The sequence below is a fragment of the Evansella sp. AB-rgal1 genome (assembly GCF_041820985.1).
In the GTDB taxonomy this organism is placed as follows: domain Bacteria; phylum Bacillota; class Bacilli; order Bacillales; family Salisediminibacteriaceae; genus Evansella.
This window is the reverse complement of the sequence record NZ_JBGUAU010000004.1, coordinates 182,819-194,953: the sequence shown is the minus strand read 5'-3', so window position 1 is coordinate 194,953 and position 12,135 is coordinate 182,819. Positions and strand designations below refer to the sequence as shown.

General features: G+C 37.3%; 9 protein-coding genes. 2 read left to right on the top strand and 7 right to left on the bottom strand.

Annotation, left to right across the window (positions count from 1 at the left end):
- The first annotated feature begins 367 nt into the window (after nt 1–367).
- The gene (gene mgtE, locus ACERII_RS04920; RefSeq protein ID WP_373640497.1) at nt 368–1,717 is read left to right on the top strand and encodes a magnesium transporter; all 1,350 of its coding nucleotides are present in this window, start codon (nt 368–370) and stop codon (nt 1,715–1,717) included.
- Between the two features lie 255 nt (nt 1,718–1,972).
- Here the strand turns inward: mgtE and rocF are convergent, their stop codons facing one another.
- The 4 genes from rocF to pruA form a co-directional block, all read right to left on the bottom strand.
- Nucleotides 1,973–2,875: an arginase gene (gene rocF / locus ACERII_RS04915; RefSeq protein ID WP_373640496.1), complete on the bottom strand. Its 903-nt coding sequence runs from the start codon at nt 2,873–2,875 to the stop codon at nt 1,973–1,975.
- Nucleotides 2,876–2,905: 30 nt separating this feature from the next.
- Complete coding sequence (locus ACERII_RS04910; protein ID WP_373640495.1) at nt 2,906–3,811, bottom strand: proline dehydrogenase family protein; 906 nt, start codon at nt 3,809–3,811, stop codon at nt 2,906–2,908.
- A gap of 147 nt (nt 3,812–3,958) precedes the next feature.
- On the bottom strand, nt 3,959–5,152 hold the full coding sequence (locus tag ACERII_RS04905; RefSeq protein WP_373640493.1) for an ornithine--oxo-acid transaminase: 1,194 nt from the start codon (nt 5,150–5,152) through the stop codon (nt 3,959–3,961).
- Between the two features lie 125 nt (nt 5,153–5,277).
- Nucleotides 5,278–6,840, bottom strand: a complete 1,563-nt coding sequence (pruA, locus tag ACERII_RS04900) for an L-glutamate gamma-semialdehyde dehydrogenase (protein WP_373640491.1) — start codon at nt 6,838–6,840, stop codon at nt 5,278–5,280.
- Between the two features lie 285 nt (nt 6,841–7,125).
- Between pruA and ACERII_RS04895 the strand changes: the two genes are divergently transcribed.
- Nucleotides 7,126–8,529 (top strand): sigma-54 interaction domain-containing protein, encoded by a 1,404-nt coding sequence (locus ACERII_RS04895; protein WP_373640489.1) that lies wholly within the window; start codon nt 7,126–7,128, stop codon nt 8,527–8,529.
- Between the two features lie 204 nt (nt 8,530–8,733).
- Here the strand turns inward: ACERII_RS04895 and ACERII_RS04890 are convergent, their stop codons facing one another.
- The 3 genes from ACERII_RS04890 to sigX all read right to left on the bottom strand — a co-directional run bounded on the left by ACERII_RS04890 (nt 8,734) and on the right by sigX (nt 11,724).
- The gene (locus ACERII_RS04890; protein ID WP_373640488.1) at nt 8,734–9,621 is read right to left on the bottom strand and encodes a metal-dependent hydrolase; all 888 of its coding nucleotides are present in this window, start codon (nt 9,619–9,621) and stop codon (nt 8,734–8,736) included.
- A gap of 313 nt (nt 9,622–9,934) precedes the next feature.
- Nucleotides 9,935–11,182 carry a hypothetical protein gene (locus ACERII_RS04885; RefSeq protein WP_373640486.1) on the bottom strand — a complete coding sequence of 416 codons (1,248 nt, stop codon included), beginning with the start codon at nt 11,180–11,182 and terminating at the stop codon, nt 9,935–9,937.
- Nucleotides 11,179–11,724, bottom strand: a complete 546-nt coding sequence (gene sigX, locus ACERII_RS04880; RefSeq protein WP_373640484.1) for an RNA polymerase sigma factor SigX — start codon at nt 11,722–11,724, stop codon at nt 11,179–11,181. The genes ACERII_RS04885 and sigX overlap by 4 nt, the downstream gene beginning before the upstream one ends.
- Between the last annotated feature and the right edge of the window lie 411 nt (nt 11,725–12,135).

Here is a 12,135-nt window from a genome sequence, read left to right as displayed (position 1 = left end):
GGGGGATGAAAATACGCTGTGAGTACTTTTAGTACTACAAACCTTATATGCAATGAGCGGAAGTCCACGAACTCCAGTGGGAAGTAGAGTAGAGGCGAGACCCCGTAGCGACGTAGTCGTGGAGGGGGCTCGGCAACTCCCCACAGGAAAGGAGTGGACTGGAGCGAATGGAATATTAACCAACAAAGTTAGTATCACTAGTTAGTCTGATACACGTATTTTCAGGATAGACAATCATAATTAAAATAATTAAAGTATAATATGTCCATTACCATTTCCCCTCTTACCATAATGTTAATAGGGTGTTAACATATACTAGGGAAACATAGAATAATGATACATAAGGAAAAAAGTGTACGTTGGAGGTATGTCTATGAATAGCGATCAACTTACCGTTTTAACCATTAAATACTTACGAGAAGGCAAAAGAGACTCCTTCCAAAATGTCATGGATGAACTTCATCCATATGACCTAGCAGAACTCTATCGCGACCTACCGGAAAAACATCATTTTAAATTTTTGTCCTATTTATATTCAAAGCAAATAGCAGACTTAATGATGGAACTTGACCAAGAATTGCAGATGCAGGTTTTACAAAAACTTGGTATTGAGAAGTCTTCAAAAGTCATGGATATCATGGATAATGACGATTTAGCAGACATGCTTAGTGAAATTTCTGAGGAAAAACTAGAAGAATATTTTTCCGCAATGCATAAAGACGAATCAAAATCCGTTCAGCAGCTTATGAGCTATCCTCCTGAAACTGCTGGTGGTATAATGACAAACGAATTTGTCTGGATCCGGGATTATTATACAGTCCGGGAAGCTGTAGATAAATTCAAGAGCTTTGCTGAATTAACGAGAAACATTTACTATTTATACGTTATTGATGAAAATAAAAAGCTAGTTGGAGTAGTTTCTTATCGAGATCTTCTATTAGCGGATTTAAATGAAAAAATTAGAGATATTATGTTCCACCGTGTCATTTCCGTTCCAATTGATATGGACCAAGAAGAAGTAGCACAGTTAATTCAACGTTACGATTTCTTAGCTGTTCCTGTAATAGACGAAAAAGATATATTGAAAGGAATTGTTACAGTAGACGATATTATCGATGTTTTCATTGAAGAGGCAAATGAAGATATTGAAAAACTTTCTGCAACAGGTAAATCCATTGATTTTAATACAAAGGCATCAACAGCCTCTTTCAGGCGACTACCATGGTTAGTATTACTACTTTTCATTGGATTAATATCTGGTAGTATTCTAGACGGATTCGAAGCAACATTGGACCAAGTTGTCGCCCTTATATTCTTTATGCCGATGATCGCTGGTATGACCGGGAATACCGGTACACAATCACTTGCGGTTGTAGTTAGAGGCTTAGTAACAAACACACTAGAAAAAAGGACAATAATTAAATTGGTTTGGCGTGAGTTTAAGGTAGGTATTATTATTGGTCTTGTATGTGGTTTCCTTGTTTTCTTAGTTGCAACGTTTTGGCAAGATATCATGTTAGGAATGGTAGTTGGTGTATCCTTACTAGCAACGTTAATCATCGGTACAATGGCTGGAACAATTATTCCATTGATTTTATACCGTATAGGAATTGACCCTGCTGTTGCTTCTGGGCCACTTATTACAACCCTTAATGACATTTTCTCTTTATTGATCTATTTTGGAATTGCAACTAGCTTAATTCATTACTTAATTTAAATGGCAAATTGGCTGGGTCAAAAGTGTTTTCGGTACTAAGGAATCCGATCAAAATGATACTTGTAAATAGTATTCGCTACGGAAATATACTCCGCTTTCGCGGGCGGCTGGTGAGCCGTCGAGTGCTAAAGCACTCCTGGGGTTCACCCTTGCCTTTTGATCCCGCCGAAGTCTTCGTATATTTCCTCCGCTAAGCTTACACACCGTTCGTCTCCTCATTCTCCACTTTTCATTATGACCTAGCCACTTTATTCATTATAATAACTTTTCCCCAAATAACGAGCCAACCAAACCAACAGCAGCTTCTGCGGTCTGATTTTTCATATCTAAAATAGGATTGACTTCCACAAATTCAGCAGAGGTAATAATTTTTCTTTCTGCCAGCATCTCCATAGCCAAATGTGTTTCTCGATATGTCGTACCTCCTATAACTGGTGTACCTACTCCTGGAGCATCGTGTGGATCTAATGCATCTAAATCAAGGCTTAGATGGATTCCATCGGTATTTTTACTAACATGAGCTATCGCTTCTTCCATCACATTAGTCATTCCTAATCGATCAATTTCATGCATTGTGTACACTTTTATTCCCATTTCTCGGATAAGCTCTTTTTCCCCTTCATCTAAGGAACGAGCCCCGATAAGAACAATATTTTCTGGTTTTATTTTTGGAGCATAGCCACCTATTTTCGTCAAACTAGGATGCCCTATTCCTAAGCTTACAGCAAGTGGCATTCCATGAATATTCCCAGAAGGAGAGGATTCACCTGTGTTTAAATCACCGTGGGCATCATACCAAATGACACCAAGATTAGTATATTTGTTTGCGACTCCCGCTAATGAACCTATAGCAATACTATGATCTCCACCCAATACTAGAGGAAAGTGTCCTTCATTTATAACAATAGAAACCTTATCAGCTAAAAGTTGATTAGCTTTTACTACTTCCTCTAAATCTTTCAAATTTGATTCATTTTTTATATCAAACTTAGGAGGACGTCCTATTTCAATATCCCCACGATCTTCTACTTCGTATCCTAATTTTTCTAGTCGTTGAACAAGTCCAGCATATCTCATGGCACTTGGTCCCATGTCTACACCACGACGTGTTTGACCAAGGTCCATGGGTACTCCAATTAATGATATTTTCTTTTTCATGATGATCCCCCTTTATTATATGAATCTAGGTTATTTTGAAAACAACCCTTGTAATGCAAATCGAATATTTTGAGGGCGTTCTGCTAGTCGTCTCATATAAAAGCCGTACCAATCTTCTCCGAACGGTACATAGATACGCATTTTATACCCTTGCTCTGCAATCTCTTTCTGAAGCTCTGTTCTAAAACCATACAGCATTTGAAACTCGAATTGATCCTTTGTAATTCCATTTTCTTTTGCAAATTTCTTAACCTCTTCAATAACCCGATGATCATGTGTTGCAACTGCCGCATAGCTGCCATTCAATAAATGCACTTTAATAATATTTAAATAATTTCCGTCTACTTCCTCTTGCTTTTGAAAAGCTACCTCAGGAGACTCTTTATATGCTCCCTTAATTAAGCGTAAATTCACACCTTTTAACCTTCTGAGATCCGCTTCTGCACGATGTAAATAGGATTGGATAGCCGTTCCCACATTATCGAAAGATTGCATTAATTCATTCAATAAATCTAGCGTTGCATCTAAATGAGAGTAATCTTCCATATCAATGCGAACAAAATTATTACATTCCTTCGCTTTTGTTAAAATTCGAACCATATTATCACGGCAGAGATTTCTATCTACATCTAGTCCTAAAGATGTTAATTTTACTGAAAGATTACAATTTACTCCTGTATTAGCAATTGCCTCTAATGCACGAATACAATGATCCGCAGCCTGAGTTGCTTCTTCTTTGGTATATACGAACTCCCCAAGATGGTCCACAGTACATAGAAGACCGTCTTCATTTAATTTTTGAACCGTTTCCATTGCTTCTTTCATTGTTTCACCAGCAATAACATGCTTCGCTCCAAACTTCGGACCCCACTTCATCGCCTTACTTTTCATAAATTTATTATTAGATAAGAACAGGAAAAAATTTCTTGTTATCATCTTCTTCACTCCTTCGTCCTATTTTTCCCCGTAATAGCTATTCTTTTGGTCATTATGTTAAAAAGGAGAAGACTCGTTTATCACGAGGTCTCCTCTTTTGGCGAGATGTCTTCTAGTACTAGGATATTTTCTTGAGGATTCCACCATTTAGTTCGATAATACTTTTTTCACTTTTGCAATTGCCCAGTCTAAGTCTTCTTTTGATATAACTAGTGGTGGTGCAAACCTAATCACATTCTCATGTGTCTCTTTGCATAGTAACCCTTCCTGTTTCAACTTTTCACAATAAGAGCGAGCTGGTTCACGCATTTCTACACCTATGAATAAGCCCCTCCCTCGAACTTCTTTAATCTTATCGTTTTTAATGCTCTTTAATTCGCTCATAAAATAATCTCCTAAAGAGCGAGAGCGTTCAACTAACCCTTCTTCTTCAATGACTGCAAGGGCTGCAACTGATACAGCACAAGCAAGGGGGTTTCCTCCAAATGTAGATCCGTGTGAACCAGGTTCAAATACACCTAAAATATCATCATTTGCAGCAACAACCGATATTGGCATGACACCCCCACCAAGTGCTTTTCCGAGAATAAACATATCTGGAGTCACATCTTCCCAATCACAAGCAAATAATTTTCCAGTGCGTGCGAGTCCTGCTTGAATTTCGTCGGCAACATATAGAACGTTATTTTCTTTACATACATCATAAGCAGCCTGTAAAAATCCTGTAGGAGGAATATTAATTCCCGCTTCTCCTTGAATGGGTTCAAAAAGAAATGCAGCTGTGTTTGGGGTAATTGCAGATTTTAAGGCATGTAAATCGCCAAACGGAATCACCTTAATCCCAGGTAACATTGGACCAAAATCATTTTTATAATCATCATTAGAAGATAAGGAAACAGCAGTCATAGTCCGACCATGAAAATTGTCTTCACAAACAATAATTTCTGCCTGATCTTTTGGCACACCTTTTACACGATACGCCCATCGTCTTACGGCTTTTACTGCAGTCTCCACTGCTTCTGCACCTGTATTCATAGGAAGAACCATATTTTTACCAGTTAATTTTGAAACGCTTTCATAAAACCCACCTAGTTGGTCATTATGAAAAGCTCGAGAAGTCAGCGTAATTCGATCAGCTTGATCTTTAAGTGCCTGAATTATTTTCGGATGACGATGACCTTGATTTACCGCTGAATATGCGCTTAACATATCAATGTATCGATTGCCTTCAGGGTCCTCCACCCAAACTCCTTCTGCCTTTGATATAACAATAGGTAGGGGATGATAATTCTTTGCACCATATTTTTCTGTTTGACTGATTATTTCCTTTGTACCGCTCATGTGAAATCCCCTTTCTATCATTGTATTGATATTGGCTAAAACCCGCCCCACCTTATGAGAAAGAATGTGGCGGATTTTAGCTTATTAATACACGTAGTTAAATCTCATCGCTAGATTAAAGTGACTTATATAGAAGGCTTAAACATATCACTTACGGTTTTCGCTTGTAGGAAGTGAAGTAAATAATCTGGACCACCTGCTTTTGAATCTGTACCAGACATATTAAATCCACCAAAAGGTTGATACCCAACAATTGCCGCTGTACATCCACGGTTAAAGTAAAGATTTCCTACATGGAATTCTTCACGGGCCTGTTCTAAATGTGCACGGTTCTTCGAAATAACTGCTCCTGTTAATCCATACTCTGTGTTGTTTGCAATCTCTAGAGCATGATTGAAGTCTTTTGCTTTTGAAAAGGCAACAACAGGTCCAAAGATTTCTTGCTGCATTAAACGTGCATTAGGGTCAACGTCAGCAAATACTGTAGGCTGAACGAAATATCCTTGAGAAGAATCCCCTTCTCCACCAGTCATTAGACGTCCTTCTTCTTTACCAATTTCTACATAACTTAAGACTTTATCGAATGCCGCTTGGTCATTCACTGGCCCCATAAAATTAGAGTTATCATTGTACGTAGGTCCAACAGTTAATTCTTTTGTACGAGCTACTACTTTTTCAAGAACTTCATCATACACATCCTCATGAATGACAGCGCGAGAACAAGCTGAACACTTTTGTCCTGAGAAACCAAATGCGGATTGAGTGATTGCATCTGCAGCAAGCTCTAAGTCTGCATCGTTATCAACAACGATTGTATCTTTCCCGCCCATTTCTGCAACAACACGCTTAAGCCAAATTTGACCTTCATGTACTTTCGCAGCTCTTTCATAGATTCGAAGACCTACTTCCTTTGAACCTGTGAAATTAATAAAACGAGTTTTCGGATGATCAACTAGATAATCACCTACAACCGAACCACTTCCTGGAACATAGTTCACTACCCCATCCGGAAGACCTGCATCCATTAATACTTCCATATATTTATATGCAACGACTGGTGTCGTACTAGCTGGCTTAAGTAAAACTGTATTTCCTGCAACGACTGGTGCAATAACAGTTCCAGCCATAATAGCAAAGGCAAAGTTCCATGGGGATATAGTTATACCAATGCCTAAAGGAATATAAGAAAATGAATTATGTTCAATTTCACGGGAGTTAATTTCTATACCGTCTTTTAAACGAATCATTTGACGAGCGTAGTATTCTAAGAAGTCGATAGCTTCCGCTGTGTCAGCATCCGCTTCTCTCCACGGCTTACCTGCTTCATATACTAAATAAGCAGAGAATTCATGCTTACGAGCACGGATCATAGCTGCTGCTCTGAAAAGAATGTTAGCTCGTGCTGATGGATCCCACTTTTTCCAAGTTTGAAATGCCTTATCAGCTGCTTGCATAGCTTTTTCTGCAAGTTCCTGATCAGCCTTTGATACATAACCGACAATCTCTGACTTATTAGCTGGGTTTTCAGAGACAATTTTGTCTTCTGTCATAATCTTTTCTCCACCAATGATAAGAGGATATTCTTTACCAAGTTCACCTTGGACTAATTTTAATGCCGTTTCAAATTCTTTACGATTCTCCTCTACCGTAAAGTCAGTAAATGGTTCGTGTTTGTATGGTACTACCATGGACTGATCATCTCCTTTTATAAACTTAAATAATATATTTATTTACATTATTTATAGTTGCAAGATTCATGCCAAAAACCGAAACCTTTTCCTACACTAGTTTCAATACTCAACTAAGCAAAATATTTTTGCACATGAAAAAATATTTTGCAGCTAATCCGCAAAAATCTTTTGCACCTATGATAAAATAACAGTATATTTTCATAAATAGATAGCCTTTTCACATTTGTAACCGCATACAACACGTATTACTTTCTTACAGTATCTATTAAGGGAGAGGTTTCAATGAAGCAATTTATTACATTACCTCAATTACATACCATTTATAATCAATTATTAGATTCAATAGATGTGGGGATTCACGTAGTAAATCAAGAAGGCAAGTCTGTAATCTATAACAAGAAAATGTCTGAAATGGAAGACATGGAGAAATCAGACGTAATACACAAAAATATTATGGAAATATTCCTTTTTACTAATGAAGAGGAAAGTCGTCTACTTCAAGCTTTACGAAGTGGAAAAACAAGAAAAAATGAAAGACAAACATACTTTAATTTTAAAGGACAAGAAATCACAACAATTAATGATACCTTTCCACTGACCCATGATGGAAGCATTATTGGTGCAGTGGAGATCGCAAAAGATATCACAAAATTGGAACGCCTTACAAGAGAAACTACTCGTGAAAAAGCTCGATATACCTTTGAGCATATTATAGGAAATAGTACACCACTTCTTGAAGTGAAAGAAAATGCACAAAGGGCTACTAGAACAATTTCCTCCGTTTTAATTTATGGAGAAACTGGTACTGGGAAAGAACTTTTTGCTCAAAGTATTCACAACGGAAGTTCTCGTTCTGCAAAACCTTTTATTAGTCAAAATTGTGCCGCACTTCCGGAAACATTAATAGAAAGCATTTTATTTGGTACCGTAAAGGGAGCATTTACTGGAGCAACAGATAATATCGGCTTATTTGAACAAGCAAATGGAGGCACGTTAATGCTCGATGAGATAAACTCCCTTAGCGCTCCACTTCAAGCGAAATTATTACGGGCGATACAAGAAAAAACAATTAGGAGAATTGGGGATTCAAAAGACCGACCAATTGATGTTCGGATAATCGCTACTTTGAATGAGGATCCTCTAAAAGCTATTTCAAAAAATGAACTTCGAGAGGATCTTTACTATCGATTAAGTGTAGTTTCCATAGTGGTTCCACCGTTACGGGAAAGGAAAGATGATATTCCTTATCTTATTGAGCATTTTATATCTAAATACAATCAATTGTTCCAGTTACAAGTTCCAACTATCAGCGAGGAAGTAATGGACTTATTTTTCCACTACGATTGGCCAGGAAACATAAGAGAGTTAGAACATATGATTGAAGGAGCTATGAATTTAATACATTTTGACGAAAAAATAGAGTATTCGCACCTACCAACTCATGTTAGAACGAAATTCCCTTCTTATGGTGAACCAACAATACATGTAGATTCAATAGCAGTAGAAGACAACATTCACCAACCACTACAAAACGTCATGGAGAATGTGGAAAAGAAGTATTTAGAGGAGGTTTTATCTCATTATAACGGCAATATTACAACATCAGCGAAATCATTAGGAATTAGTCGACAGAGTTTGCAGTACAGAATGAAGAAGTTTCATTTGAAGACATCCAACTATTTATAAAGTTTGAGGGTGTATCTGACGCATGCTTTGGTTAGATACACCCTCTTTATTTCCTTTTGTTTTACAATTCCCCATAGGAATCTGTGATACAGTTTTCCGCTCACTCTTCAAAATAAAAGCCTAGATTTATTTAACTAATAAAACATTATTTTTCAACAAAATCTCATTTCCCGGGAAACAATCCTCGACGAATCATACCAATTACTAACTGATTTCCTCTAATTCTTCCCACTTAATGTATTCAAATAAGAAAGATTGTCCATTTCTGTAAAAACGGGGATCGTAAATACCAATTCTTTCATCGTCCTCCACAATTACAACAAAAGGTGACCACTCATATAAGGTCTCTGCTTCTGGTCGATACTCAAACAAAGTAGATAAATCTGCATTTACCTGACTTTCTATCGTATATTGTAAGTCATCTTGTCTCCATAATGATGCATTGTAAATAGAGACAACATCATCTTCCTTTGTAATAACAGAATACTGTGTTGGAATGAACCCTGCAGATAAGGCAACCTGTTCATACCGATCGCTGTAATCATTATATATTAGATAGCCTTGTGTAGTCTGAATGACAATATGTAGAACGATAAGTGCCCACGCCAATTTGAAAACCACGTGCTTCGGATATCGTTTGCTCCGTCTACTTATAATAAAACTGGCAAGTAATATCGTCCAAATAACGAGATCAACAATTGGGATCGTGCCAAATGTTATCCGAACTGAGGAAAATGGTTCCAAATATCCAGTTCCCCAAGCATTAAATAAATCCGATGTGCTATGTATAAATACAGCTAATAACCCTATCCAATAATAGAAAGGACTCTTCACTTTCCAAATCCATTTACTAACGAAATAAATAAGGGCAGCAAAAACCGGTGCCACGAAGATGGAATGAGTTAAACCACGGTGCCACATTTGATATTGACCTTCTGTATCCCAAAATTGAGAGACTACATCAATATCTGGGATTTGACTTCCAACAATTGCAGTAAAGAGAAGAGCTCTTTTTTCTTGTTTTGAAAAATTCCGCTTATCTACTGCTCCGTATAATGCTAATCCAAATACTGTATGTGTTATTGTATCCATTCGTAACACCCTTTTTAGAAAAAATTGGGTTACCGCCATGTTCTTATTGGCGAAAGTCTTAGTTTTCTTACACTTTAGCCCTTTAGCGTAGGTAAACTTAAAGTACAAAAAATACTAACATTACTATATCCAATTCTTTCATGGTTAATCAAATTATATAAGGTATATAGCAAAATCTTTGGGGTTGAGGTGACAGAATTCAAACTCTTCAATTCCCGTTGCTTTCTTCCTCGCACCCATTCGGGATTTCAAGCATCTCATGTATAAAAAAAGTGCCTCCTTTGGTTACTATACCAAGGAGACACCTACATATTTAATAAATAGTTGGTACATCGATTACATCCATCATTTCTGTATATATGGTTTCTCGGATGCTGTCAGACTGCCCACCTTCTATTGTTAAGTAATCTATAGAAAAATCAGATGCTGTTAATAAGAGAGCTTCTATAAACAAATGATACTCTTCTACATCAGAAAACTCGCTATCATCTGTTAACGTAACGAATGCATGCTCCCCTTGAACAACTACATCTTCGATTACAACACTTACTGGTATAACGGATTCATACCACGCGCCTTCACTTACAACTCTCATCTTTTCTATCGTTTCAGAAAACGAAAGTAAATCCCCGTTCTCTTCGATTGGCTCTTCTGCCACAGTAGCTCTTACTAAATACTGTGCTCCATCCTCATCACGGAAACGATAGTATCCTCTATTTTCATTAGGAAGCGACCACTCTGTTTCGAGAATGCCACTTTGCCCCCAATATACCCCAGGATCGCCGTTAGCTGTAAATTGTAATGTTTCAAATCCATAGAATCCAAAAAACTGTTCAAACGCTTGCCATAGATAGTCAGATTCTGATGAAGCGAGTCTCTCAATACTTCTCTCGTTAACAAAATCTAAGGTCACGATAGTTTCTTCTTCATTTACTTCAACAGATTGAATGACTTCTTCTAATGGGAAAGATGCCCAAATAACTTCCCCTGACGTTAAAGTGTAATAAAGAGTTTCTTCCAAACTAGCTTTTTCAATTGCAGCTGGATCAAATTGCTTACTAATGATGGTGGCTATCGGAAAGATTCCAGTGCCTGTTTCCGTTAATTTATTTACATGAAATAAATGTGGCACAGGTAAAGATATAAACGCCTCTTCATCTGGAATACCAGTTATCCCGGCCATTCCTGCTTGATCTTCATCTGTCTCATTGCTTCCAGCTATATTCATATTATTTTGATCATCGTTTTCCGTCATTATCCCCATATTTCCATTTACTTCATCTACGCCATTGTTATCTTCTCCTGTTAAATGTTGTTGACCTCCTCCATTTAACATGGATGGTAGAAGCAAAACTATTAAGAATAAAGCAGCAACAGATGCTATCGCAGGATAAACCCATGTTTTTCTTCTTTTTATCTTGATGGGCTTAGAGTCTAGATCCCCTCGATCAGCCATCTTTTTCTGAATCGCTTGGAATAATTCTTCTTTTGATTGCCTATCCTTAATTGGTGGAAGTTGTTGCAAATGGTCCTCCACCTTTTTGTCATCCCAACGTGTCATTCGCCAACCTCCTTTACCTGGTAACTGTCTATATAGTTCAGGTGTTGTTTAAGTGCTTTGATGGCACGGTGTTGTGTTGTTTTCACTTTACTTTCCGTCCAACCTAAAACATCGGCGGTTTCAGTAATGCTTAGTGCTTGAATATATCTAAGAATAATTACTTGCTGCTGATCCTCTGAACACTGTTTTAATACGTTATATATTTGTTGGAGCTCATCTTTTTGTACAAGAACTTCTTCCGGCAAAAGAGCATGATCAGGAATCTCAAACTCTTTTTCGCTCCATTCAAACTTTTGCCCTTCCCACTTTCTTTTCTTTCGGCTTTGACTACGAATATAATCAATCCCAACATGTTTCGCCACAGAATAGAGCCACGTTTTCTCACTACTTTTCCCTTCAAAGGATTGATAGGAGTGAAGGACTTTAATATAAACCTCTTGAACAAGTTCCTCTGCCACTTCACGATTTCGAACCATGTAATATAAATACTGGAAAAGTGTGTTGTGGTAGGTATCGTATAGACGATCAAATTCCTCTCTCACGCTCTTCCCTCCTTCTCTAAAGTATTTGTCGATCTTTTACTAGTTTCGTTACAGTAGAATGTAACTTCCTTAAAAAAAGTGCCAAACATTTTCAAGGAAATTAAAAAGATGACTTTGTTCTTTTCCAATTCCTCATCAACGTATGTCACTTCTTCATCTCATTATTTTATAAGGAGCAAGAACCAAAACAGGGAAGCGCCTATAAAACCAAGAATTAGTAGATATAATGCTAGCTTTATATTTTTATTTCTCACATTACTCATCCTTTTTCGATTGTATGTAAGCTAATTATAACAGAAAAAAGCCACTATACACCCCTGTAACGGGTTTACTTCAGAGGTGCAAACAAGCCATTCGCAAGCAAAATTACATGTGATTTTGCTTTTTCTATCAGTTTTTTATTGATAAATA